The 25,091-nt window shown below is 73.5% G+C and carries 22 protein-coding genes; 13 read left to right on the top strand and 9 right to left on the bottom strand.

What is annotated here, in order from left to right; all coding sequences use genetic code 11:
* Positions 1–268 precede the first annotated feature (268 nt).
* The 4 genes from KUM39_RS25905 to KUM39_RS25890 all read left to right on the top strand — a co-directional run bounded on the left by KUM39_RS25905 (position 269) and on the right by KUM39_RS25890 (position 3,879).
* Entirely contained in the window at positions 269–649 is a 381-nt protein-coding gene (locus KUM39_RS25905; protein ID WP_217788195.1) for an STAS domain-containing protein, read from the top strand.
* 83 nt (positions 650–732) lie between these two features.
* The gene (locus KUM39_RS25900) at positions 733–1,242 is read left to right on the top strand and encodes an EF-hand domain-containing protein (RefSeq protein WP_217788194.1); all 510 of its coding nucleotides are present in this window, start codon (positions 733–735) and stop codon (positions 1,240–1,242) included.
* 636 nt (positions 1,243–1,878) lie between these two features.
* The gene (locus KUM39_RS25895; protein WP_217788203.1) at positions 1,879–2,346 is read left to right on the top strand and encodes an ATP-binding protein; all 468 of its coding nucleotides are present in this window, start codon (positions 1,879–1,881) and stop codon (positions 2,344–2,346) included.
* Positions 2,347–2,664: 318 nt separating this feature from the next.
* Positions 2,665–3,879 carry an MFS transporter gene (locus KUM39_RS25890; protein WP_217788193.1) on the top strand — a complete coding sequence of 405 codons (1,215 nt, stop codon included), beginning with the start codon at positions 2,665–2,667 and terminating at the stop codon, positions 3,877–3,879.
* A gap of 220 nt (positions 3,880–4,099) precedes the next feature.
* On the opposite strand, the gene KUM39_RS28890 is transcribed toward KUM39_RS25890, so the two are convergent.
* Positions 4,100–5,149, bottom strand: a complete 1,050-nt coding sequence (locus KUM39_RS28890) for a helix-turn-helix domain-containing protein (protein WP_217788192.1) — start codon at positions 5,147–5,149, stop codon at positions 4,100–4,102.
* The gene (locus KUM39_RS25880) at positions 5,146–6,066 is read right to left on the bottom strand and encodes a peptidoglycan-binding protein (protein ID WP_217788191.1); all 921 of its coding nucleotides are present in this window, start codon (positions 6,064–6,066) and stop codon (positions 5,146–5,148) included. The genes KUM39_RS28890 and KUM39_RS25880 overlap by 4 nt, the downstream gene beginning before the upstream one ends.
* Positions 6,067–6,390: 324 nt before the next feature.
* Here KUM39_RS25880 and KUM39_RS25875 point away from each other — a divergent pair, with 324 nt between their 5' ends.
* Together KUM39_RS25875 and KUM39_RS25870 are read left to right on the top strand one after the other, a co-directional pair.
* Entirely contained in the window at positions 6,391–6,852 is a 462-nt protein-coding gene (locus KUM39_RS25875) for a peptidoglycan-binding protein (RefSeq protein ID WP_217788190.1), read from the top strand.
* Positions 6,853–7,070: 218 nt separating this feature from the next.
* Entirely contained in the window at positions 7,071–8,711 is a 1,641-nt protein-coding gene (locus KUM39_RS25870) for a peptidoglycan-binding protein (RefSeq protein WP_217788189.1), read from the top strand.
* 73 nt (positions 8,712–8,784) lie between these two features.
* Here KUM39_RS25870 and KUM39_RS25865 read toward each other — a convergent pair whose 3' ends face one another.
* From KUM39_RS25865 to KUM39_RS25855, 3 genes are all read right to left on the bottom strand, one after another.
* Positions 8,785–9,963, bottom strand: a complete 1,179-nt coding sequence (locus KUM39_RS25865; RefSeq protein ID WP_217788188.1) for a flavin-containing monooxygenase — start codon at positions 9,961–9,963, stop codon at positions 8,785–8,787.
* A 221-nt stretch (positions 9,964–10,184) separates the two neighbouring features.
* The gene (locus KUM39_RS25860) at positions 10,185–10,853 is read right to left on the bottom strand and encodes a pyridoxine/pyridoxamine 5'-phosphate oxidase (RefSeq protein WP_217788187.1); all 669 of its coding nucleotides are present in this window, start codon (positions 10,851–10,853) and stop codon (positions 10,185–10,187) included.
* A 274-nt stretch (positions 10,854–11,127) separates the two neighbouring features.
* Complete coding sequence (locus tag KUM39_RS25855; protein ID WP_217788202.1) at positions 11,128–11,763, bottom strand: TetR family transcriptional regulator; 636 nt, start codon at positions 11,761–11,763, stop codon at positions 11,128–11,130.
* A 134-nt stretch (positions 11,764–11,897) separates the two neighbouring features.
* On the opposite strand from KUM39_RS25855, the gene KUM39_RS25850 reads away from it, so the two are divergent.
* From KUM39_RS25850 to KUM39_RS25840, 3 genes are all read left to right on the top strand, one after another.
* On the top strand, positions 11,898–12,743 hold the full coding sequence (locus tag KUM39_RS25850) for a VOC family protein (RefSeq protein WP_217788186.1): 846 nt from the start codon (positions 11,898–11,900) through the stop codon (positions 12,741–12,743).
* Between the two features lie 165 nt (positions 12,744–12,908).
* Positions 12,909–15,242 carry a serine/threonine-protein kinase gene (locus KUM39_RS25845; RefSeq protein ID WP_217788185.1) on the top strand — a complete coding sequence of 778 codons (2,334 nt, stop codon included), beginning with the start codon at positions 12,909–12,911 and terminating at the stop codon, positions 15,240–15,242.
* A 33-nt stretch (positions 15,243–15,275) separates the two neighbouring features.
* The gene (locus tag KUM39_RS25840) at positions 15,276–15,830 is read left to right on the top strand and encodes a hypothetical protein (RefSeq protein WP_217788184.1); all 555 of its coding nucleotides are present in this window, start codon (positions 15,276–15,278) and stop codon (positions 15,828–15,830) included.
* A gap of 98 nt (positions 15,831–15,928) precedes the next feature.
* Here the strand turns inward: KUM39_RS25840 and KUM39_RS25835 are convergent, their stop codons facing one another.
* The 3 genes from KUM39_RS25835 to KUM39_RS25825 form a co-directional block, all read right to left on the bottom strand.
* Entirely contained in the window at positions 15,929–16,174 is a 246-nt protein-coding gene (locus KUM39_RS25835; protein ID WP_217788183.1) for a hypothetical protein, read from the bottom strand.
* A gap of 234 nt (positions 16,175–16,408) precedes the next feature.
* Positions 16,409–19,372 carry an SARP-family global regulator AfsR gene (gene afsR, locus KUM39_RS25830; protein WP_217788182.1) on the bottom strand — a complete coding sequence of 988 codons (2,964 nt, stop codon included), beginning with the start codon at positions 19,370–19,372 and terminating at the stop codon, positions 16,409–16,411.
* Positions 19,373–19,769: 397 nt separating this feature from the next.
* A complete protein-coding gene (locus KUM39_RS25825; RefSeq protein WP_217788181.1) occupies positions 19,770–20,054 on the bottom strand; it encodes a DUF4190 domain-containing protein in 285 nt (94 codons plus the stop codon).
* Positions 20,055–20,395: 341 nt separating this feature from the next.
* On the opposite strand from KUM39_RS25825, the gene KUM39_RS25820 reads away from it, so the two are divergent.
* The 4 genes from KUM39_RS25820 to KUM39_RS25805 all read left to right on the top strand — a co-directional run bounded on the left by KUM39_RS25820 (position 20,396) and on the right by KUM39_RS25805 (position 24,429).
* Positions 20,396–22,987 carry a bifunctional FO biosynthesis protein CofGH gene (locus KUM39_RS25820; protein WP_217788180.1) on the top strand — a complete coding sequence of 864 codons (2,592 nt, stop codon included), beginning with the start codon at positions 20,396–20,398 and terminating at the stop codon, positions 22,985–22,987.
* A 117-nt stretch (positions 22,988–23,104) separates the two neighbouring features.
* A complete protein-coding gene (locus KUM39_RS25815) occupies positions 23,105–23,665 on the top strand; it encodes a hypothetical protein (protein ID WP_217788179.1) in 561 nt (186 codons plus the stop codon).
* Between the two features lie 120 nt (positions 23,666–23,785).
* Entirely contained in the window at positions 23,786–24,037 is a 252-nt protein-coding gene (locus KUM39_RS25810; RefSeq protein WP_217788178.1) for a transketolase family protein, read from the top strand.
* Complete coding sequence (locus KUM39_RS25805) at positions 24,037–24,429, top strand: type II toxin-antitoxin system VapC family toxin (protein WP_217788177.1); 393 nt, start codon at positions 24,037–24,039, stop codon at positions 24,427–24,429. The genes KUM39_RS25810 and KUM39_RS25805 overlap by 1 nt, the downstream gene beginning before the upstream one ends.
* 30 nt (positions 24,430–24,459) lie before the next feature.
* On the opposite strand, the gene KUM39_RS25800 is transcribed toward KUM39_RS25805, so the two are convergent.
* Entirely contained in the window at positions 24,460–24,999 is a 540-nt protein-coding gene (locus KUM39_RS25800) for a DUF2165 domain-containing protein (protein WP_217788201.1), read from the bottom strand.
* Positions 25,000–25,091: the final 92 nt, after the last annotated feature.

The following is a 25,091-nucleotide window of genomic DNA, read 5'->3' as shown; positions in this document are numbered from 1 at the left end:
GGCACCACCGACAGCGCACGCCCCTTTGTGTCAATGTGCGCCCCCGGGGACGCCGCAGGTGATAGGGGCTCCTTCACATAAGCTTCACGCGACCGGGTGTCCTGATGTGATCGAACCGGATCGACAGTGACCGAAACAAGACCCTTGGCGATCGGGAACGGTTTCTTCCGTTAAGTTTCAGGGAACGGCCGCTGGGCAGCCGCGCGGACAGAGGCGTAGGGACTGCTTCCCTGACCGGGCGGTTCCATGATCCGGCGAGCGGAGAGGCATGGCCGTGACATTTGGAGTGACCGGCGACGAGCGGGGCGACTGGGCCGTGCTCCGGGTCTCCGGCGAACTGGACCTGATGACCTCACCGGCGCTGCGCCAGCGCGTGCACGACGTGGTCGCCGAGGGCCATCACAGTCTGGTGCTCGACCTCTCCGACGTCTTCTTCTGCGACTCCAGCGGGGTCGGCGTGCTGATCGCCGCGCGGCGGCTGATCCGCTCCTGCCAGGGGCGGCTGCGGCTGATCCTGCCCGACCGGGGCGCCGAGGACGGCTCGCACGTCAACCGGGTGCTGGGCGCGCTGGGCGTGCGGCGCCTCTTCGACGTGCGCCCGGACATCGAGGCGGCGGTGCACGACGAGGCGGACCCGCTCTCGGCCTGAGCCGCCCGGTGAACCCCGGCCCCGCCCCGGCACGTACCCCTGCCCGAGAGCCCGTACCCCCTACGGAAGGCGGCCCGACCACCATGACCGGTACCGAGTACGAGCGCAGGATCGCCGCCCGGTTCGCCGCCTTCGACCAGGACGGCAACGGGTACATCGACCGCGAGGACTTCAGCGCGGCGGCCAAGGCGCTGCTCGCGGAGTTCGGCGTCCCCGCGCGCTCCGGACGCGGCCAGGAACTGTACGCGGGCGCCGAGGCGTTCTGGCAGGGCATGGCGGGCATCGCGGACCGGGACGGCGACCAGCGCATCACCCGCGAGGAGTTCGTCACCGGCGCGGTCAAGCGGCTGCGCGACAACCCCGAACGGTTCGCGGAGATCGCGCGGCCGTTCCTGCACGCCGCGCTGGCGGTCGCGGCGGCGGACGGGAGCGGGGTGAGCGTGGCGGACACCACGCGGGTGCTGGCCGTCTTCCACGTACCGGCCGAGGCCGCAGGGGCCGTCGCCGCCGCGCTCGACACCGACGGGGACGGGCGGGTCGCGGAGGCGGACGTCGTCCCGGCGCTGGCGCGGTACTTCACGGTCCCCGAGTAGCCCTCCGGCGGTGGTTCCGGGGGCCGCCCGGCCGTTGCGACCGGTGTAGCGGCGGCCGTTCCGGAGGGCGGTGCGACGGCCCGCGTCAACCGTGTGACCCAGGTCTCACCACCGTAAAACCGTTGGCCTACGATGTTGCGGATCGTGGCATCACCACGTCACGCAGCGTCGATACGGGGGATGGTCCCGCGCGGCACCCGTCACGGCCCGGAGTCGTGTGATCGCTCGGGTACCTTGTGTGGGATGCGAGTGGCGACGAGCACGGACCGTGCGGGTGATGCCTCCGGGGCGTCCCCGCGGTGCGGGGTGCGCGCCGCCGCCGACGGGGTGGCGGGCCTTCGGGGCGCCTTCCGTCGGACCCCTCTGCGAGCGCGCCGCACAGTATGCCGCAGGTGTGTGCCGTCGCGCGGGAATATGCCCGAAGCGCTTGTAGAGGTGACTGTACGTCAACCATGCTGTGGCACAAGGGAATCACGTTCCGTGACCCTTGCTCTGGCCGTTGTCCAGGCCATGCAGAGAATGGCTACGATCGTGGCCCTCGTCGTGCCGCCCGTCACGGCCACCGCCGTGGTGAGCGCAGGGCGCCGGGTCATGTGTCCGCCGGTTCGGATGGTGTGAGCGGTGCAGGTGCTTCAAGTGCAGTTGGAGATCCGGCCCGACCCGGCCGAGGTGGGACGCGCCCGGCAGTGGGCGCGTTCCCGGCTCGCCGGACTGGGCATAACGGCCGACGAGCCGGTGGCGGAGACGGTGATCCTCCTCGTCTCCGAGCTGGTCACCAACGCCGTCGTGCACACGGACCGCCCGTCGCTGCTGCGTCTGTTCCTGCCCGACGCGGCCCCGGGGGCCATGCCGCCGGTACGCCTTGAGGTGGCCGACACCAGCACCCGCGCCCCCGTCCCGCGCTGCGCCGACGACGACGCCACCGGCGGCCGTGGCCTGGCCCTCGTGGACTGCCTGGCGGACCGCTGGGGGTGGAACGCCGAGGGCACCGGCAAGAACATCTGGTGCGAACTCGACCGCTCCGCCCCGCCGTCCGCGTCCCGCACGGCCGCCTACGAGAACGGGCACTGCCCGTACGGGGGGTTCGCCTTCGAGGCGGTGTAGCCGGGGCCGGGTGCGGGTCTGTTGGCGCGGACCTGTGGGCCCGGGCGTGGGCGCGCGGCCGGGTGCGGGCGATGCTCGGCGGGGTGCGGGCGGTGCGGGTGCGGGCGATGCTCGGCCGGGTCCGGGCGGTCCGGGGTCCGGGCCTCGCGTCCGCGTCACGACCCGCCCCGCTCCGCCGCCATACGGTTTCTCCACAGGCTGTGGGCGAACGCCCGTCACCCGCACGGGTGGCGGGCGTTCGCGTTCCCGGCGCCGAGTTGTCCACAGGTGCGGGCAATCCGGGCGACGGATGTCGGCACCGGACCCTACGGTCGTCCCATGAGCTACCGGGACATCGCCACCCGCCGGACATCGGCCTGGGCCTGCGTCTCCGTCGCCGCCCGCATGCCGGTGGCGATGGCACCGCTGGCCCTGGTCCTCCTGGCGCGCGAACGTCCGGGCGGCTATCCACTGGGCGCCGCGCTCGCCGCGCTGTTCGTCCTGGGCGAGATCGTCGGCGCCCCCCTGCTCGGCACGCGGCTCCACCCGGACCGCGCCCGGCCCCGGATGTCCGCCCAACTCGCCGCCGGAGCCGTGGGCTTCGCGGGCCTCGGGACATTCCCCGGCGCACATCCGGCGGTGCTCGGGGCGTTCGCGTTCCTCGCCGGGGGCGCGCCCGCCGCCGTCACCGGCGGGTTGCGCGTCCTCCTCACCTCGCTGGTCCCCGAACACGCCGCGCCCCAGGCACTCTCGCTGGAGTCCATGACCACGTCCGCGATCTGGGCGCTCGCTCCGGTCACCGTCGCCTGGCTCGCGCTCGGTGTCGCGCCGGGCGCCCCGCTGCTGCTCGCGGCGGCCCTGATGGCGCTGGGCGCGCTCGGCCTGCGCCTGCTCCCCGACGGCCGCCCCCTCGGCGGGCGCTCCGCCGCGGCGGGAGACACGCGGGCCCTGCTGCGGGTCTGGCCCGTTTACGTCACCGGCGCGGCCAGCCTCTCCCTGCTGGCTCTCGCCGAACTGGTCCTCCCTGCCCTGCTGGAGCAGCGCGGCATCGGCGTCGGCTGGTCCGGGCCCCTGCTGCTGGGCATGGCGCTCGCCGCCGGACTCGGGGCCTTCCTGTACGGGCTCCGGTCCTGGCCGGGACGGTTCGCCACGCGCGGCGCGGTCCTGCTGTGCGTGATGTCGGCGGCCGTCGCGCTGGCCGCGCTCACCCCGGCCCCGGCGGTCCTCGCCGCCGCGCTCGGTGTCGCCGGACTCCTCCAGTCCGGCGCGATGCTCACCCGCAACCTCGCCCTGCGTGCCGCCCTGCCCCCCGAGGCGCAGGCCGCCGGTTACTCCGTGATGTACGCGGCTGTCGGCGTCGGGTACGCCCTGACCGGCTCGGTCGCCGGGCTCCTCATGCGGGTGGCCGCCCCGTCCACCGCCGTCCTGGCCGGAGTCGCCCTCACGCTGCTGATGACGGGGATCGGCTGGTGGGGGGAGATACGCCGGGACCGGACCTCCGGCACCGGAGCGCCCGTACCCTCGGCGGCACCGGCTCGCCAGGCACGCCCATGACGCGCCCGCGCCCGGCGCAGCTGGTCCCTGGGTTGTACGGGGCGGTGGGCCGCGCTCGGCCCGGTCGGCGTGCTGGTGCTCACCTGCGGCGGTGCCCTGCTCGCCGGGGCGGCGGGGATCCACCGGGAGTACCGGCCGCCCCGGCTCGCCACCGCCCGGCTCGCCGGGAGTGGCACGGGCCGAACGGCACCGCCCTGCGGCTCCGCCCGCCGAGCGGCCCTCACTGTCCGACCCGGGTCTCGAAGCACTCCTTCCCCGCACTGCCCGCCGGGTCGGCGGACGCGGCCGACTCGAAGCAGATCCGGAGCACGGTGCCGGGGAGCGTCACCGTCATCGGGGTGTAGACGAAGGAGTCGAGGTCGGCGTCGCTCTGGATCTCCGCCCGGCGCACCGGCCGTCCCGCGCCGACCGCGGTCATCTCGATCCGGTCCCCCATCCGCGCCCCCCACGTTCGCGCCCAACTCGCCCCGCACCAGCGGTTGTAGCGCACCTCCATCCATGCGCCGGTGGCCATCCGGCGCCGCACCAGGGTGTCCGGCTGCGCACCGCACCGCGTGACCATCGGGCTCCGCCCCTCGCACGCGGCGCCCCGGCACTTCGGGTGGACCGAGGACGCGGACACGGGCGCGGAGGGGGCCGCGTACGGCTCCGGGGCGCGGCCGTGTCCGTGCGGCAGCAGGAGCAGGGCCACGGTGACTCCGCCGACCGCCAGCGCGCAGACGGTGGTGAGGACGGCCATCAGGGTCATGGTGCGGTGGGTGACGGAGGAGGGGGGTGGGGGTTCTTCAACTGGAGCTTCTGGTTGTGCTGTTGGTGCCTCTCCCGGCCGGGGTGCTCTCGCCTGAGGAACCCCTGATGGGGGCGCCGCCAACTGAGACACCCCGGCCCGGGGTGCCTCCGTCTGAGGCGCCCCCGGCGACCGAGGTGTCTCCGCCCGAGGTGCCTCCGTTGCCCGCCCGCTCCACCCCGACTCCACGATCTCCCACAGCGCCAGCCGCCGCCCCTCCGGCACGCCCGCCAGCAGGCACAGCTCCCGTACCGCCTGCTGCGGCGGGAGCGACTTGCCGTTGAGGTAGCGCTCCCACGACGACCGGCTGTACGTGGTCTTCGCCGCGAGACCGCTCAGGCTCAGCCCGGTACGCGCCCTCAACTTCCGCAGCTCGGCGGCGAGTCGGGCATGCTCCGGCGAAGGCGAAGGCGAAGGCGAAGGCGAAGGGGGAGGGGGAGGGGGAGAGGAGGGAGGGGGCGGGGGAGTCGGCGGCGATGTCATCTCCGCAACTCCTCCCACGTATGCGGCCCCGCGATGCCGTCCACGTGCAGACGCGCCCGGATCTGGAAGCGCTCCACGGCGCCCATCGTCAGCGGGCCGAACATCCCGTCGATGCCGCCCGGCGAGATCCCCGCCCGGCGCAGCAGGCACTGCACCTCGGCCACCTGCGGTCCCTGGTCGCCGTACGCCACCGTCGCGTCCGTGGCCCGGCTGTTGCCCGCGTACCAGCGCCCGCCGGTCCGTTCCATCCGGCAGCCGTACGTGCGCGGGGTACCGCCCGCCGGTGCCTGGGCGGTGGGCGCGGCCCGCGCGGCGTCCTTCGGGGCACCGCTCTTCCCGTCGTCCAGCACACGCAGGGCCACCAGCACCGCGCACGACACGGCCAGTACGAGTGCCGCACAGCCCGCCACCAGGGCGATCCCCAGCGCCCGCCGGGACATCCGCGAGCCCTCAGGGGCAGGGGCAGGAACGGGGCCGGGGTCGGGGTCGGCGGCCGGGCCGGGGGAGGGGGGCGGCTCCGGTTCCGGCGCGGTCTCCGCCTCGGGTGTGGTCTCCTGCTCGGGTGTGGTCCCCGCCTCGATGACGGCCCCCGTCTCGGGCGTGGTCTCCACCTCCGGCGCGGGTGGCCGTACGGCGGTCGGTGCCGCCCCCTCCCGCCACGCCTCTCCCGCGACCTCGTGCAGCGCCAGCAGTCGCGTCACGTCGTCGCCGCCCAGCCGGGCGAGGGCCTCGACGGCGTCGCGCGGGGGCAGGGAGCGGCCGTTGAGATACCGCTCCCACGATGTCGCGCTGTAACCGGTACGCGCCTCCAACTGCCGCATGGTCAGCCCGCCGTGATCCTTCAGACGGCGTAAGCGCACCAGCAACTGCCGTACGCGCGGGTCGAGTTGCGCGGGCAGCGCCTTCCAACGCGGCATGTTCCCCCACCAGACCTTCACGATCCCCGAACACGGTCAGTGCCCCTTGTGCCGTCAGATTCTGCATCAGCGGGCACCCGGTCGCACGGCAACGTGGTCGCTGCACCGATGTGCGCGCGGCCGTCCGGGGCGCCCGTCGGGCCGTACGGCCGTCCCGTCGCGCCGTCGTTCCGGCGCGCGTCCCCGCAGGTCAGGGGGTGGGACGTCCCGTCGGGGCCTCACTTCGGCGGGAAGGGTGGTGCCCCTCGACCCCCACGGCCCACTCTCGTCTCGCCACCTGGACCGCAACCAGGTGTGCCCGACGAACCGAGAGGTAAACGACGTATGCGATCGAACGTCATGGCCAGGACCCTGGTCAGCACCGCCGCAGTGATCGGACTCGCCGCGGGCGGCCTGGCGACCGCGGGGACGAGTGTCGCGGCGCCCACCCCGCACACGAAGGTCCAGCCGGCCTCCGTACTCGCGACGAACAACCTCGGTCTGAGCACCACCCAGGCCAAGTACGTGCAGTGCTTCATGCGCGACGCCCCGGCCAGCTACACCGGCAGCATCGACGGCCAGCTCGGCACCAACAGCTGGAAGGCCATGCAGCGCCACCTCAAGGCGTACTGGGCCTACACCGACAGCATCGACGGCGACCCCGGCCCCAACACCATCAGGGCGCTCCAGCGGATGCTGGCGTTCGGGTGGGGCTACAAGGACAAGATCGACGGCGATCCGGGTGCCGACACCAAGGCCGCGTTCAAGCGGTTCGCCAACGACTTCTCGTCGTTCTACCCCTGTTGAGCCGCTCCACCGCTTGACGGACGTGTTCCCGCAGCCCGCTCTCCCGTCCAGGCGAGAGCGGGCCGCGGTACGGATGAGTACGGCACGGCACACCGCGCGTACGACCCGGCGACATCGGTACGGCACAGCGACACGGCACTCCACCGCACAGCACAGCACCGCCACGGCACAGCAACACGGCATCAGCGCCGCCCAGTTGAAGGAGATGTCCCGTAATCATGGGAAGACTTGCGTTCCGCATCACCGCCGACGGAGACCACCGCCCCCGCGTCCCCCACCGGGCCGGACCGGGCTGGCGGGTCAGGACCGGCTCCCTCGCCGCGACCGCGGCGATGCTGGCGGCGGGCGTGGTGCTCGGCGCCCACCCGGCGTCCGCGGCCCCGGCCCCGGTCAAGCTGACCTCGGCGTCCTGCCCGGCCGAGATCGTGCAGGGCCAGACCAGCGGCTGCGTCACGGAGTTGCAGCGGCTGCTCAACGCGCACGGCGCGAGCCTCCAGGTGGACGGCGAGTTCGGCCCGAGCACGCTCTACGCGGTGCGCGAGTACCAGTCGGCCACGGCCATCGCGGTGGACGGGCGGGTCGGCCCGCAGACCAAGAGCAAGCTGTACGCGACGGTTGGTGAGGCGCCCTCCCCGGTCAACCTGAACTCCTCGTCCTGCCCGGCGAATCTCGTCCAGGGCGCCAAGGGCGGCTGTGTCACCGAACTCCAGCGGCTGTTGCGCCACCACGGCTACTCCATAGAGATCGACGGCGACTTCGGCTCCGGCACCGCGACCGCCGTCCGCGCCTTCCAGTCCGCGCACGGGCTGTCGGCGGACGGCCAGGTCGGCGCGAACACCAAGCGGGAGCTCTACGACACCGACGAGTCCCCGTCCACCGGGCTGGACCTGCGCTCCGCGTCCTGCCCGGCGAACATCGTGGAGGGCATGAGCGGCGGCTGCGTCTCCACTCTCCAGGCCCTGCTGAACGGCAAGGGCCAACACCTGGACGTGGACGGTGAGTTCGGGCCGAACACGCTCGCCTCCGTGAAGTCGTTCCAGTCCGCGAGCGGACTCTCCGCCGACGGCGAGGTCGGCCCGAACACCAAGACGGCGCTGTACTCCAACATCGGTGGCGGCGGTGGCAACGGAGCGCCCGCGCCGGTCAACCTGAACTCCTCCTCCTGCCCCAACGAGATCGTCAAGGGGCAGAAGAGCGGCTGCGTCACCGAGTTGCAGAGCCTGCTCAACCACCACGGCGCCGACCTCGCGGTGGACGGCGACTTCGGCGGGCTGACCGACAGCGCGGTCCGCGACTTCCAGGCCGAGAAGGGCCTCGCGGTGGACGGGCACGTCGGCCCGAACACCAAGGCGGCGCTGTACGGCGCGGTCACCCCGCCCACCTCGCCCCCGCCCGGCGGCGGCTACAGCAAGATCCTCGACGTGGCCTCCGCCGAGGTCGGCACGGTCGAGGGCAGCGCTCGCGCGAACAGCTACGGCACCTCCGTCGGCCTCTCCCTCTCCACCAACAACTACGCCTGGTGCGCGACCTTCGTCAGCTGGGTGGCCAAGCAGACCGGCGCCACCTCGTACCGCAACACCTATGTCTCCGGCTGGGTCAAGCAGGCCCGCGCCGGGAACTACCACCTCTCCGTCACCAACAGCCCCCAGCCCGGCGACATCGTCGCCTTCGACTGGGACGGCGGCAACGACTTCACCGGCGGCCACGAGCACATCGGCTTCGTCCGCACCGTCTCCGGCTCCACCTTCACCACCGTCGAGGGCAACACCTCCAACCCCAACGGCGGCAAGGACGGCGTCTACATCAAGAACCGAGGCAAGAACAACGGCTACGACGTGCTCTTCATCCGCGTCCGCTGACCCGCGTACGGCCGGGTCCGGGGCGTACGACACCTCGGGCCCGGCCGGGGCCGTACCGGTACCCAGGAACCGGTCAGACCGCCCGGCGCGCCACCGCCCGGGCGATGCGTTCCGCGTCGTGGGCCAGTTCGCGGAGCATGCCGCTGATGGGGTTGGTGTAGCCGGTGAAGTAGAGGGTGGGGGCGTCGGGGGAGGTGCGGGGGCCGTGGACGCGGGGGCGGCCCCGGTCGTCCAGGACGTCCAGGGGGGCGAGCAGGCCGGTGAGGCCGCGGGTGTAGCCGGTGGCGGCTATCACCGCGTCCGGGGTGACCGCCGTGCCGTCGGACAGCTTGACCCGCTCGCCCTCGAAGCCCTCCACGGCCGCCACGATCTCCACCTTCCCGGTGCGGACGGCGTCGATGAGGCCGACGTCCTGGACGGGGATCGCGCCCTCGCGGACCCGGCTGTAGAGGCCGGACTCGGGGCGGGGGAGGCCCTGGGCGGTCAGGTCGGGGGTGCTGAGCCGGGCCAGCGGGCGGGCGAGGCGGTCCACCAGCCGCACCGGCAGGCGCCGTACCAGGACACCGGTGTACTGCGCGGCCCAGCCGGCGGTGGAGCGGCGCACGATGTGCGGGGCGGTGCGCACCGCGAGCCGGACCCGCGCCGCGCCGCCCTCCACCAGGTCCACCGCGATCTCGGCGCCCGTGTTGCCGACGCCCACCACCAGCACGTCCCGGCCCGCGTACGGCGCCGGACCCCGGTACGCCGAGGCGTGCAGGAACTCGCCGGGGAACTCCTCGCGGCCCGGCCAGTCGGGCACCCTCGGGGTGTGGTTGAAACCGGTCGCCACGACCACCGCGCTGCCGGTCAGCTCCCGGCCGCCGGACGCGTGCAGCAGCCAGCCCTCACCGTCCCCGGACCGCTCGATCCGGAACACCTCCACCCCGGTGACGATCTCCAGCCGGTGGTGCTCGGCGTACTTCTCCAGATAGCGGACCACGTCGTCGCGGGACACCCAGCGGCCGAACCGGCGCGGCATCTTCAGGCCCGGCAGCGCCGACAGCCCGCGTGTGGTGTGCAGGTGCAGCCGGTCGTAGTGGCCGCGCCAGGACGCGCCGACCGCGTCCGCCTTCTCCAGCACCACCGCCCGGATACCGCGCGCCCGCAGCGCGTACGCCACGGCGAGCCCGCCCGGACCCGCCCCGATCACATAGACGGGACGGTCGGCGGCAGCGGACGCGGGGCGCTCGGAGGCGGGGTGGGATACGGCCATGAGCGCGAGGGTAACCAGCGGGCGGACCCCGAATCCGATTGATGGGTCTCGGTCAAGACCGGAATTGGTTGCGGATTGATCACGCCGGGCGCACCACACCCCCGCGCCGCCGCCACACCCCCACGCCTCCACCGCGCCCGGCCACGACACCAGCCCGCCCGTGCCTCACGACCACGACACCTCCGCGCCCGTGCCTCACGGTCACGGCACCAGCCCGCGCCTCATGGCCACAGCAGCCCCTTGCTCCACCCGAACTCCGTACGCCGGTACTCCAGTCGTACGTGCCGCCGTTCCGGGTCGCCCTGGAAGAACTCCACCGCGTCCGCCCGCAGCCGGTAAAGCGTCCAGGTCGGTGACGGCTCCTCGGGATGCTCGCGGGCCCGCTCCCACGCGGCCCGGGACGCCTGCCGCAGCTCCTCCGCCGAGGCCAGCTCCGCGCTCTGCCGCCCGGTGAGCGCGGCGGCCAGCGCGCCGGTGGACCGGGCGTGCAGATCCGCCTGGCTCTCCTCCGACGGCGCCGCCGTCACCGTCCCGCGCACCCGGACCTGGCGGCCGAGCACGGGCCAGTAGAAGGCGAGGGCCGCGTACGGGCGGGCGGCGAGCGCCCGCCCCTTGCGGCTGGTGGAGTGCGACGCGAAGGACCAGCCGTCGCCGTCCGCGCCGTGCAGCATCACGATCCGTACGTCCGCCCGGCCGTCCGCGTCCGTCGTCGCCAGGGACATCGTGTGCGGCTCGGGCTGCCCGGCCGCCGCCGCGTCCGCGAGCCACTCCGTGAACAGGGGCAGCGGGGTCGGCGGAGCCCTGTCCGGGTCGAAGGGGCGCAGTTCGGTCGTCTCCGGCGCCCACACCCGCAGGGTGCGCAGCAATGAGTGGAGGTCCTTCGGTGCCATGTGCCGAGTATGGCCCGGAAAGCGCGTGTGCGGCCGGGCGCACCGCTCGGCACGCGCCGGTCGGCGGGTCAACCACCGTGTGCCCGACAGGACTTGGCTCCCGGAGGAACCGGGCACACGGAACCACGGCGAAGAGGAGGGGGAGCGAATCCCGCGCGGAACCACGGCGGCGAGGGCGAACCGGCGCAAGACCAGCGGAGGACCGACCGGGAACCGTGGCGAACCAGCGGCGCGCGCCAGAAGCGTTACCGAATCAACTGCCTCGCGGAAAGCCCTACTTGGTGGGCTTGCGGCCCGTCACGCCCAGGTGCACCAGCAGCGCCAGATTCGGCCTGATCTCGGCCTGCTTGACGCCCCAGGAGGAGAACCCCTTCTGGTGCGAGGCGACGGCGGCCAGCATCGCCACCAGCGAACCGGCGATGGCGGCCGGGTTCACGTCCTTGTCGATCCGGCCCTTGGCCTGGAGTTCGCCGATGGACGAGGAGAGAGAGCCGTTCACGGCGTTCAGAATCCGCATCCGGATCTTGTAGAACCGTTTGTCCCCCTCGGCGGCACCGAGGTCGATCACCCGCAGAATCGCGTCGTTGCGGCGCCAGAACTCCAGGAATCCGTCCACGAGTTCCTGCGCGGTCTGCCATCCGGCCCGGCCCGCCCAGCTCCGGCCCTCCAGCAGCCCCGCCAACGCGGCGCCCTCGTCGGCCATTTCCTCCGCGACCTCCAGCACCGCGCCCTCGACATCGGGGAAGTACTGGTAGAAGGTCGCGGGGGAGGTGCCCGCCTTCCGTGCCACATCGATGACCTTGACATCCCGGTACGGGGACGATCTGAGCATCTCGCTGAGGCAGTCGAGCAGCTTCTGCCGGGTCGCCTGCCCTCGCCGACCGGCCACGCGGCCGTCAACGGTACGCACTTGTCCTGTCATGCCGTCAGCTTACCGACGGGGTGTCCGGGCGCGATTCGGCCGAGTGCAAATGGGGTGCGAGGCCCTTGTGGGCAAGGAATCCCTGGTCTGCGCGTTGTGCGGGACGCGGTTACTTTGGCGACATGGCCGAAAACAGCGCATCGCCGTACCCGGAGGGCACCCCGTGCCGGGTCCGCGCCGACCTCTCCGACGTGGCGGCGGGCCGACGCTTCTACGGCGCCCTTTTCGGATGGTCCTTCACGGACGGTGACGACACCCTGACCGAGGCGACGCTCGGCGGTGTGCCGGTCGCCACCCTCGCCCGCAAGACCGACGGCAGGCTCCCCACGGTCTGGACGGTCTCCTTCGCCACCCCGGACGCCGCCGCCCTCTCCCGCCGCATCACGGCCTCCGGTGGCCAGCTCCTCACGCCTCCGTACCCCGGCGAGGGCCCCGGCCTGGCCGCCCTCGCCGCCGACCCGGAGGGCGCGGTCTTCGGCCTCTGGCAACCGGAGACGCGGGAGGCGGATGAGGCGGGGGAGGCGGGGGAGGCGTACGAGGTGAGGGATGCGCGGGAGGCGTATGAGGCGGGAGAGCCGGACACCCCCGCGCCCGCCGCCCCCGCTCTCCCGGAAACCCCGCCCCCCACCCCCGGCACCCTCGCCTGGGCGCAGCTCTACACCCGCGACCCCGCGGCCGCCGACGCGTTCTACGGCACCCTCTTCCACGACGCCCTGTTCGGCCCCGGTGCCCGTCCCGACTTCGGGCGGGCCGCCGTCGCGGACGTGTTCCCCGCCGAGATGCCCCCGCACTTCCTCGTCCACTTCGCCTCCGACGACCTCGACGGCGCCCTCGGCGCGGTGCGGCGGCTCGGCGGCCGGGTCAGGGTGACGCCGTTCCGCGCGTCGTACGGCAGGGTCGCGGTGGTCTCCGACGACCAGGGGGCGTCCTTCGCGCTGCTCCAGCGCACTCCGGTGAGGGTGAAATGAACCTGTTCGCCACGAGACACCCCGATTCATCCGCGGGTTCGCAACCGGCCGCCCGGCCAGGAAGAATCGGGGTGCGTGCCGCCGCGGCGGTGCGGTGGTGAGACGCTGCACTTCGGTCACGTCCATATGTGGGTGGCGTGGCCCGTACGGGGAGGTGGCAGGCAAGTGGTGGATCAGCTGACGCAGCACGATCCGCGGCGGATCGGGCCGTTCGAGGTGCTGGGCCGGCTGGGCGCCGGTGGCATGGGGCTGGTCTATCTCGCCCGGTCGGCCTCCGGGCGGCGCGTGGCGATCAAGACGGTCCGCACGGAACTGGCCGAGGACCAGCTCTTCCGGGTCCGCTTCACCCGTGAGGTGGAGGCGGCTCGCGCGGTCTCCGGGTTCTACACGGCCGCCGTGGTCGATGCCGACCCGCGGGCCGCCGTACCGTGGCTGGCGACCGCGTACGTCCCCGCTCCCTCGCTCGAAGAGATAGTGAACGACTGCGGGCCGCTCCCGGCCCAGGCCGTGCGCTGGCTCGCCGCGGGCGTCGCCGAGGCGCTCCAGTCCATCCACGGCGCCGGTCTGGTGCACCGCGACCTCAAGCCGTCCAACGTGCTGGTGGTCGAGGACGGCCCCCGGGTCATCGACTTCGGCATCGCCTCCGGGGTCTCCAACACCCGGCTGACCATGACCAACGTCGCCGTCGGCACCCCCGCCTACATGTCCCCGGAGCAGGCGAAGGACTCCCGCAGCGTCACCGGCGCCAGCGATGTGTTCTCGCTCGGCTCCACCCTGGTCTTCGCCGCCACCGGCCACCCGCCCTTCCACGGCGCCAACCCGGTCGAGACGGTGTTCATGCTGCTCCGCGAGGGCCCGGACACCACCGGCCTGCCCGAGGAACTGCGCCCGCTGATCGAGGCGTGCATGAAGATGGAGGCCGCCGGGCGCCCCAGCCCCGCCGACCTCCAGGCGCAGCTGGCCCCGCACCTGTTCGGCTCCGGCTCCGACGACAGCGGCACCGCCTCCGCCTGGCTGCCCGAGAAGGCGGTCGCCCTGATCGAGTCCCGGCGCGGCGGACGGCCCGCCGCCCGCCCGGCGCCGACCGCGCCCGGACCGCGCCGCCCCGTCATGCCCCCGCCGCCGTCCTACGACCCGGCCGTCCCCGCGCCGGTCGCGGTCGGCGCCCCCGACACCCGGCCGGTCCGGCTGGCCGGTGCCGAGGTGCCGATCGGGCCCGGCCCGCGCGTCGCGGACGCCCGCGCCGCCGCCGTGAAGGCGCCGCCGCCCGAGTCCGGCCTGGTGGCCAACTGGTCCCGCCCGCGCCCCGGCGTCACCGGCGCCGACCCCGCCGTACCGCCGGTCCCGGTGGCGCCCCCGGACGGGGCGGGCGGCTGGCGGCCCTGGCGGTTCCGGATGTCCAACGACGTGTGGGGCACCCCCGCGGTCGCCGGGGACCTCGTCTACGTCACCTCCTTCGAGGTGCACGCGCTCGACGTGGCCACCGGCCGCCGCCGCTTCAAGACGCGGGACGTGGCCTGGTCGATGGCGGTCGCGGACGGCCGGGTGCACGCCTCCGACGGACCCACGCTGTACGCCCTGGACGCCCGCGAGGGCACCGACCTGTGGCGGCTGTCCACCGACGCCTGGGTGTACGCCCTGCACGCCGACCGGGGCACCGTCGTCACCGGCACGCGCGGTGGCGGGGTGCAGGCCTGGGAGGCGTCGAGCGGGCAGCGACTCTGGGAGATCAGCGGCTGCCAGACCGACTTCGAGTCCCCCGAGGCGGGCCCCGTCCTGCACGACGGCACCGTCTACGTCTGGCAGGACGCCCGGCTGCGCGCCCTGGACGCCCGCAAGGGCGAGGAGCGCTGGTCGTACCCGGTCGGGGACGCGGCCTCCTGCGGCGGCGTCCCGGTCCGACTCACCCCCGGCCCCGACGGGTACGTGTACATCGCGGCCGGGACCCGCGTCGTCGCCGTCGAGGCGGCGAGCGGGCGGGTGCGCTGGCACTTCGAGGCCCCGGCGGTGTTCCTGTGCCCGCCCGCGTTCGCGCCGGGCCCGGCCGTCACCGGCGGCGGGATCTACCTCGCGGACTACCTCGGCACCGTCTACGCCCTGGACGCCACCGACGGCCGCGACCGCTGGCGGATCGCCACCGAGGCCCGCTCCTCGGTGGAACCCGTCCTGGTCGCGGGCGGCCATGTGCACGTGGGCAGCGGCAAGGGGCTCTACACCCTGGACGCGGTCACCGGCACCCCCAAGTGGCGCTTCCAGGCGGGCGGCGACGTGGTCGGCGCCCCGGCGGTCGCGGAGGGCCGTATCCACTTCGGCTCCACCGACCACCTGCTGTACACCCTGAAGGCCGACGACGGCCGACTGCGCTGGAAGCTCGCCACCGGAGGCGAGATCACCGGCTCCCCGGTCGTCCGGGACGGCGTGGTGTACGCGTGCAGCAAGGACCGCTGCGTCTACGCCCTCGACGCCGAGAAGGGCACCGGAACGGCCCGCACCGCCTGAGTGGCGGGGCGGGCCGGGGGTAGCCTTCCGGGTATGACGCAGCGGGGGCGCGGCCTGAGGTTCACGGCGGTACTGCTCATGGTGATGCTGGCACTGACCGGGTTCTCCCGGCACGGCCACCACCGGAGCCACGGCAGTGGCGGAGGCGGGGGGTGCAGCAACTCCCGCCAGGACCAAGACAGTTCACACTCGTCGTCGTCGTCATCATCGTCGTCGTCCACGTCGTCCTCGTGGTCCGGCGGCGGGGCGTACACCCGGGGCCCCACCCACCGTCCGACGGACACCGCGACGGCGACCGGGCGGAGCACGGCGGGGGCGCTGCGGGACGGCAGCGCGCGGCTGCTGAGCTGCGCGACCGCCACCCGGCCCGCGAGCGTGGAGATCTCCAACCCCAACAGCCGTACGGCGCGCCTGCGTTCGTCCGTCACCTTCTACGACGCGACGGGCGCGCGGCTCGCCACGGCGCGGACCGCCACGGTCGCCGTGCCCGCGCGGGGCCGGGAGACGCTCTCCGTGCCGGTCGCCTCGGACGTCGCCTCCCGCGTGGACCACTGCACAGTGGAGCAGCGGGCCGAACTGGTGCGCTGAGAAACGGAGTTCACCGCTTCCGGGGCCGGACGCACCTCGGCCGCGGCGGCTCCCCCTCCGCGCCGCCGCGGCCGATCCCCGTCGTGCGGTGCGGTCCCTCAGGGACGCTCGACCGTGGCGTGCTGGTCGAGGGTCGTGATCTCGTCGCCGTCGAGCTGCGCCGGGATCTTCGCGGGCTCGCCGGTGGCGTGCTGGTCCTGCGCGACCAGCTTCTCGCCGGTGGCGTGCTGGTCCAGGGCCACCAGCTTCTCGCCCGTGGCGTGCTGGTCCATCGCGGCGAGCTTCTCGCCGGTGGCGTGCTGGTCGTCGGGCTTCACGACCGGCTGGGTCTTGTCGTCGCTCATGAGGTGGTGCTCCCCGCTGTGGTTCCGGCAAGTGGTTCGAGGTGGGGCGATCCCGCCCGGCGACTCCCCCGAGTGACGCCGGACGGGTGGCCGGCCGCTCGGACCAGCCGGGCGACCGCACCACGCTCCGAGCGCCCCCCGACGCGTCGGACCGATGACTCCATGATGTCGGACGGGGATAAACATTCGCTGAACGCCCCTACCGGCAACGGAACTTGAGAGGGATACCGCCGGTCAGGCCGCTGCCGACGGCGCCAGCAGGCCGCGTACCTCGTCGGCCTCCGGGGAGCCCAGCTCCTCGTACAGCCGCAGGGCCTCCTGCCAGCAGACCTGGGCGCGGCCGGGCTGGCCGACGCCGTCCAGGGCGCGGCCCAGCACGGTCAGCACCAGGCCTCGCCGCCACTCGCCGCCGATGCCGCGCAGCACGCTGAGCGCCGACTCGGCGCGGGGGGCGGCCTGGGCGGGGCGGCGGGCGGCGAGGTCGGCCTCGGCCAGCCGGAACAGGGTCATGCCCTCCCACAGCCGCTGCCTGCTGTCGCGGAAGGTGTCCAGCGCGGACAGCAGGCACTCCACCGCCTCGTCCAGCTGTCCGTTGCGGGTCAGCGCGAGACCCAGCGCGTAGCGGGCGTTGGCGCCGCGCAGGGCGTTGCCGGTGGAGTCGTAGATGACGATGCCCTGCCGGGCGAGGGCGACGGCGGAGTCCACCCGGCCGCCCGCGAGGTGGATGCGGGAGAGGTTGCACAGCGCGCTGGCCTCGCCGGGGCGGTTGGCGTCGGCGCGGAAGTTCCCGATGGCGAGGGTGAGATGGCGTTCGCCGTCCTCGTGCCGCCCCTGGTACAGCGCGATGATGCCCCGCGTGTTCGGCGACCAGCAGCGCGGCACCGGGTCGTCGGCCTCCTCGGCGGCCCGGAACGCCTCCACGGCCGCCGCGTCGGCGTCGTCGAAGCGGCCCGCGACCAGATGCACATCGGTCAGCGCGGTCAGCGCCCGCCCGGCCGCGCGCGGGTCACCGGCGGCGCGGGCGCGGGCCAGCGACTCGTGCGCGGCGACCTCGTAGGCACGGGAGTTGGCGCCCGACTCCGCGAGGTCCTTCGCCACCCAGAGCAGGTCCACGGCCCGGCGCAGCCGGGGGCCGTGCAGCGACTGCCGTACGCAGGACAGCAGCGCGTCCGCCTCCGCGTACAGCCAGTCCTGTGCCGCGTGCCGGTCGGTGAACGCCAGCCCCGCGTACTCGGTGGCCTCCAGATGGTCCGCGAGCCGGTCGCCGGGCCGCTCCAGCGCGTACACCCGCGCGGCCGTGGCGAGATAGTGGTCCAGCAGCCGGGAGAGTGCCGACTCCCGTTCGCTGGGCGGCTGTTCGTCGCGTTCGGCACAGGAACGGGCGTAGAGGCGTACGAGGTCGTGGAAGCGGTAGCGGCCGGGCGCGGCGGACTCCAGCAGGGAGGTGTCCACCAGGGACTCCAACAGCTCCTCGGCGTCCTCGGCGGGCAGATCGAGTACGGCGGCTGCGGCGGCCAGCGAGATGTCCGGGCCGTCCGCGAGGCCCAACAGCCGGAACGCGCGGGCCTGTTCGGGCTCCAGCTGGCCGTAGCCCAGCTCGAAGGTGGCCTTCACCGCGAGATCGCCCGCCTGGAGTTCGTCCAGCCGTCGGCGCTCGTCGGCGAGCTTCGCGGCGAGCACGGAGACCGTCCAGGTGCGGCGGGCGGCCAGCCGGGAGCCCGCGATCCGGATCGCCAGCGGCAGGAAACCGCACGCGGCGACCACGTCCAGCGCGGCCTCCCGCTCGGCCGCGACCCGCTCCCGGCCCACGATCTTGGTGAACAGCCCGAGCGCCTCCTCGGGCGACATCACGTCCAGGTCCACCAGGTGCGCGCCCGCGAGCCCCATCATCCGGACCCGCGAGGTGACCAGCGCCGCACACCCCGCCGTCCCCGGCAGCAGCGGGCGGACCTGCGCCGCGTCCTTGGCGTTGTCCAGCAGCACCAGCACCCGGCGCCCGTCGAGCACCGAGCGGTACAGCGCGGCCCGCTCCGCCGGGGAGTCCGGGACGGCGGAGTCGGGCGTGCCGAGCGCGCGCAGGAACGAGCCGAGCACCGACTCGGGTTCGGCCGGGTGGCCGCTGGACCCCTGGAGGTCCACGTACAACTGCCCGTCGGGGAAAGCCTGTCGGGCCTGGTGGGCGACATGCACCGCGAGCGTCGTCTTGCCGACCCCGCCGATGCCCGCGACGGCCGACACCGCCATCACCCGGCCCTGCTCCTCCGAGGCGGCGGCCAGAATCCCGGTCAACTCCCCGACGAATGCCGCCCGTCCGGTGAAATCCTGTACGGACGCCGGGAGTTGAGCGGGGCGGACCGGTGCGGCGGCCGACTGGGGTACGGGGGCCGCCGGTTCCGCCAGCGCCGGATCGGCGCGCAGGATGCGCTCCTGGAGATCGCGCAGGCCGGGGCGCGGGTCCACGCCCAGCTCCTCCGCGAGCAGCCGCCGGGTGTCCGCGTACACCGCGAGCGCCTCCGCCTGCCGTCCGCTGCGGTACAGCGCCAGCATCAGCAGCTCGCGCAGCCGCTCCCGCAGCGGGTGTTCGGCGGTGAGCGCGGTCAGTTCGGAGACGGCCTCCGCGTGGCTGCCCTGCTCCAGGTCCATGTCCAGCCTGGATTCCAGGAGTTGGAGGCGCCACTCGGCCAGCCGGACCCGCTGTGCCTCGGCGTACGGGCCGGGCACCCCGGCCAGCGGCTCCCCGTCCCACAGGGCCAGCGCCCGGCGCAGCGCCTGCCGCGCCTCGGTCACGTCCCCCGCCGTACGGGCCTTCTCGGCGCGTGCCGTCAACTCCTGTGCCACGGCGAGGTCCAGCGCGCCGGTGTCCAGCGCGCGCACCGCGTACCCGCCCGACTCGCTGGTCAGCACATCGGCGCCCAGCACCTTGCGCAGCCGGGACGCGTACGTGCGCAGCGCGGCCACCGCCTGCGACGGCGGCTCCTCGCCCCACAGCGCGTCGATCAGCTCGGCCGCCGTCGCCGTCCGGCCCTCGCGGAGCAACAGGGCGGCCAGCAGGGCGCGTTGCTGCGGGGAGCCGGTGTTCAGCCCCTCCGTGCCGCGCCAGGCCCGCACGGGTCCGAGCACGCCGAACCGCAGCGCCGTCCCCGCAACCGGTGCGGGGCCGCGACGCCGCTGATCGGACCCGAGCGGTCCACCGTCCATGCGACAGCCCCCCTAGGCTTCACCCACCACCCCGCCAGTCTGCCTTGTCCGGGCCCCCACGTCAGCCGCCCGAGATCCCGATCACAGCGGGAGGCGTGGACGCGGAAGACGCCGAGGACGCCGAGGACGCCGAGGACGTGGAGGACGCGGACGGGCCCACGCGCCGCCGCGACCGGTCACCGGGGATTCGCCGGTGGGGCGGGTGGCGGGGGTGACGTGTGACGGGGGTGACGGGGGTGGTGTGCGCGACGGCGTGCCGCGGGTGGTCCGGGGCGGAACGCGCGGGGGCGCGGGCCGCCCGGGTCCTCGCCGGGTGTGCCCGTGCCCCTCGCGCGTCACGCTGTCGGTGGCCCGCCTCCTGTGGGCCGTCGCCCGCGGGCCGCTCGCCGGTCGTCCGTCAGCCGCCGTAGTACCAGCTGTCGCCGTTGGTTATGGCGAAGGCGAGAGGCAGCAGCCACAGGACCACGTCCACGACGCCCAAGACGATGCCCGCCGTGGCCATGCCTGATGCTTCGCCCTTGGTGGCCGACTGCCGTCGGCTGACGGAACCGAGGATGATGGCCAGTGGGCCCAGCACGATGCGCAGGAGGAGCAGTCCCACGATGCCGCAGCACAGGCTCGCTATGGCCTTGCCGTCCCTCTGGGGCCGAGCGGATGTGGATGAGGAGTCGTCGTAACTCATCGTAAATCCCCCTGAGTTGACGCTGATCGTCGAAATGGTCTGCGCTTGACCCAGAGGATGCCCGGCAACTCCTTGCGAACACCTCCGCATGCGGTCGGCCACGTAGATCCGTGGCGTCGGGGTGCCGCGCCGGTCCGTGGCGTAGGGGTGCCGCGTCGGGGTGTGCCCGGCCGTGGGGAGGCGAGTGCGGGCGGGCGGCTTGACGGCGTCCTGCTCACGGAGAGCTCCCTCCGGGCTCCCACCCCCGGGACATCCCCACCCCCACGCCCCCCGGGCACCCCCACCCCCATCCCCCGGCCACCCCCATTTCCGCCCCCCAACCCCCCTCGTATGCTCAAGGAATGCAGACACCCGCGACCCCAGGAACCCCCGGCGGCCCCACCGAGAACTCCATGCGTCGCGCCCTGAAACGTGCCCAGAGCGGTGTGACCCTGGACCTGGAGGAAGCCGCCGTACTCCTCCAGGCGCGGGGCGAGGACCTCACCACCCTCACCGCCTCGGCCGCCCGCCTCCGGGACAAGGGCCTGAGGGACGCCGGACGCGAAGGAGTGATCACGTACTCCAAGAGCGTCTTCATCCCCCTCACCCGCCTCTGCCGCGACACATGCCACTACTGCACCTTCGTCACGGTCCCCGGCAAGCTCCGCCGAGCCGGTCACGGCATGTTCATGTCCCCCGACGAGGTCCTGGACGTTGCCCGCAAGGGTGCCGCCCTGGGCTGCAAGGAAGCCCTCATCACCCTGGGCGACAAGCCGGAGGACCGCTGGCCCGAGGCCCGTGAATGGCTCGACGCCCACGGCTACGACGACACGATCGCCTACGTCCGCGCCATCTCCATCCGCGTCCTGGAGGAGACCGGCCTCCTGCCCCACCTCAATCCGGGCGTGCTGAGCTGGACGGACTTCCAGCGCCTGAAGCCCGTGGCCCCGTCGATGGGGATGATGCTGGAGACGACGGCGACCCGTCTGTGGTCCGAGCCCGGCGGCCCGCACTACGGCTCCCCGGACAAGGAACCCGCCGTACGCCTGCGGGTGCTGGAGGACGCGGGCCGCAGCTCGGTCCCGTTCACCTCGGGCCTCCTCATCGGCATCGGGGAGACGTACGAGGAGCGCGCGGACTCCCTGTTCGCGCTGCGCCGCGTCGCCCGCGCCCACCACGGCATCCAGGAACTGATCATCCAGAACTTCCGCGCCAAGCCGGACACGGCGATGCGCGGCATGCCGGACGCCGAGCTGGACGAACTGATCGCCACCGTCGCCGTCGCCCGGCACATCATGGGCCCCGCCGCCTGCCTCCAGGCCCCGCCCAACCTCGTGGACTCCGAGTACGAGCGCCTGATCGCGGCCGGGATCGACGACTGGGGCGGGGTCTCCCCGCTGACCATCGACCACGTCAACCCCGAACGCCCCTGGCCGCGGATCGAGGAGCTGGCCGCGAAGTCCGCGGCGGCCGGTTTCGACATGCGCGAACGCCTCTGCGTGTACCCGGAGTTCGTCCGCCGGGGCGAACCCTGGCTCGACCCGCGCCTGCGCCCGCACGTGGCCGCGCTCGCGGACCCGGAGACCGGTCTCGCCCGTCCGGACGCGGTGGTCGAGGGCCACCCCTGGCAGGAGCCGGACGAGGCGTTCACCGCCTCCGGCCGCACCGATCTGCACACCACGATCGACACCGAGGGCCGTACCGGCGACCGCCGCGCCGACTTCGACGAGGTGTACGGCGACTGGGAGGCGCTCCGCGAGGCCGCCGCCCCCGGCATGGTCCCCGAGCGCATCGACACCGACGTACGCCAGGCTCTCGCCACCGCCGCCGACGACCCGACGCGACTCACCGACGCCGAGGCCCTCGCCCTGCTGCACGCGGACGGCCCGGCGCTGGACGCGCTCTGCCAAGTGGCCGACGACGTACGCAAGTCGGCGGTCGGGGACGACGTGACGTACATCGTCACCCGGAACATCAACTTCACCAACGTCTGCTACACCGGCTGCCGCTTCTGCGCCTTCGCCCAGCGCCGCACCGACGCCGACGCGTACACCCTCTCCCTCGACCAGGTCGCGGACCGCGCGGCACAGGCGTGGGACGTGGGCGCGGTCGAGGTGTGCATGCAGGGCGGTATCCACCCCGACCTGCCCGGCACCGCGTACTTCGACATCGCCCGCGCGGTGAAGGAACGGGTGCCCGGCATGCACGTGCACGCGTTCTCCCCGATGGAGGTCGTCAACGGCGCGACCCGCACGGGGATGTCGATCCGCGAGTGGCTGACGGCCGCGAAGGAGGCCGGACTCGACACCATCCCCGGTACGGCGGCGGAGATCCTGGACGACGAGGTCCGCTGGATTCTCACCAAGGGCAAGCTCCCGGCCGCGACCTGGATCGAGGTCGTCACCACCGCCCACGAACTGGGCATCCGCTCCTCGTCCACGATGATGTACGGCCACGTGGACCAGCCCCGCCACTGGCTCGGCCACCTCCGCACCCTCGCCGGTATCCAGCAACGCACCGGCGGATTCACCGAGTTCGTCACCCTGCCGTTCATCCACACCAACGCGCCGGTCTACCTCGCGGGCATCTCCCGCCCGGGCCCGACGATCCGCGACAACCGCGCGGTGACGGCGATCGCCCGCCTGCTGCTCCACCCGCACATCCCCAACATCCAGACCAGCTGGGTGAAGCTCGGCAGCGAGGGCGCCGCCGAGATGCTCCGCTCCGGCGCCAACGACCTGGGCGGCACCCTGATGGAGGAGACGATCTCCCGGATGGCGGGCTCGTCGTACGGCTCGTACAAATCCGTACGCGACCTGGTCGCCGTGGCGGAGGCGGCGGGCCGCCCGGCACGCCCGCGCACGACGCTGTACGGCGCGGTGCCGGAGGAGCGGCAGCGCGCGGCGGCGGCCTCGGACGGACACCTGCCGGAGCTGCTGCCGGTACTGGACTGACCGGGCCACCTCGGGACGGAGACGCGGCCCGGGACTGAGTACGATGATCCGACCTCAGTCCCGAGCCGCCCCGAACGGGGGCGCGTGGGGACTCGTAGCGGAGGAGATGCGTAACCCGTGGCTGCCCGACTGCCCTCGTGGGCCTGGGTCTCCGGACTGACGGTGGCGGCGACCGCCGCCGTGATCGCGCTCGGCGTCCAGGCGAACCACGGCCCGCGCCCCACGGCCGCGACCGCCCGCCCCACCGTGTCCGCCTCCGCCCACCCCACCCACAAGCCCAAGCCCCCACCGCCCCCCGCCCTCCCCGCCGCCTCCGGCGAGGGCCGCAGAGTCGTCTACTCCCTCGGCGCCAAACGCCTCTGGCTGGTGGACGGGGCGGGCAGGGCGACCCGGACGTTCACGGTCTGGCCGGGCACGGTGGACCCGGCGGTGGGCACGTACTCCGTCACCAAGCGCACCCAGTCCCTCCAGGGCTCGGACGGCGTCCAGATCGAGCACGTCATGTACGTCACCGTCGCGGACGGCGTGAACGTCGCCTTCTCCAACGCCGTGGACGGCGCCTCCCCACCCGCCCCCGCCCCCGGCCAGAAACTCGGCGGCATCCGCCTCCACAAACAGGACGGCCTCACCCTGTGGACCTTCGGCACCTTGCAGACAAAGGTGACGGTGGTCCCGTAACCGGGCCGGGGCCCGCCGGTCCGTGCTGCTCGGCGGGCCGGGGGCAGGGCTGTGCCTCCGGAGGCCCGGCCGACTCTCTCGACCACCAGCGCTCATCCTACTGGCGGTAGCATGAGAGGCATGGCCGGTAGCAAGAAGTATTCGATCAGTCTTCCCGAGGACCTGGCGGAGACGGTGCGTGCGCAGGTCGGTCCCGGTGGGTTCTCCGCGTATGTGGCCGAGGCGCTGGAGCACAGGGTGGCGATGGACAGGCTCCGCGAGCTCGTCGCCGACTTCGAGACCGACGACGACCCGCTCGGCCGGGAGGAGATCGAAGCGGCCCGCGCCCTGCTGCGCCACGACCATCGGGGCAGCAACGGGGCCGCCGCCTGATGCCCGGCACCCTCGTCCTGGACAGCGAGGGTCTGTCCAAGCTCTACCGCAAGGACCGCGCCGTCATCACCCTCGTGCAGGCCGCCCTCGAGGAGAACGTGCGGGTGTGCACCACCGTGATGACCACCCTTGAGGCCGACTGCGAACGCGTTCACCCGGCACGCATCCAGTGGGCGCTCTCGCGTATCGACGTCCATGACGTCACACGGCCCCTCGCGGACCGGGCGGCGGCGCTCCTCCGTGACCATCGTCTGCGTGGCCACGAGTACGCCATCGACGTCGTACTCGCCGCCCTCGCCCGCACCGTGCCCGGCCCGGTCACCGTCCTCACCTCCGACCCCGAGGACATCGGCCTGCTGTGCGGGTCCGCCGTCGAAGTCGTCAAGGTGTGAGGCGGGCCGGGCTCCTGTGGTTCCGTCGGGTCACTCCGCCGAACCCCGTGCCCCGGAGCCGGTGTTGCCCGGGAGATGAACGGCGATCAGGGCCAGCCCCGTCAGGAGGAGGACGCGGGTGGCGGCGTCGAGGCCGTTCCAGGACTTGGACTGCCACATGGCGAACCATTCGCCGCCGATGGCGAGGAAACCGGCGCCGAAGAGGAGGATCAGCATCAGGAGGCCGTAGGTGGAGACGCGGCGGGCGCGGGTGGTGTCGCGGCGGGCCCAGAGGAAGGTGGCCCGGATGAGGACGAGCGCGGCCACCGTCTCCCACGCGATGATCACGACGTACGCCGTGTCCTGGAGCGCGGTGCTGGTGATCGCCCGCCACATCAGGTCGTCATCCCTGAACGTGGTGTCCATCGCCAGCACATGGCGGACGAACTGCTGGTTCGTGCCGAAGTCCGTGATGTTCCCGAGGGCCACGAGGGCGATGTAGAGCGCGACGACGCCGGTGAACACGCCCGCCGTCAGGAGGGCCCCGGAGCTGCCGGTGCGGGCGGGGGAGTCGGTGGGGGTGCTGGGCATGGTCATGACCGGGATTCTCGCGGACGGCGCCGGAGGGGCAGCGGGTGAGCGCACGGAATCGGCCACCCACCCCCGCACCGCAAGCCCCCTCA

Source organism: Streptomyces corallincola (genome assembly GCF_019104725.1).
Lineage (GTDB): Bacteria > Actinomycetota > Actinomycetes > Streptomycetales > Streptomycetaceae > Streptomyces > Streptomyces corallincola.
This window is presented reverse-complemented; position numbering and strand designations above follow the sequence as displayed.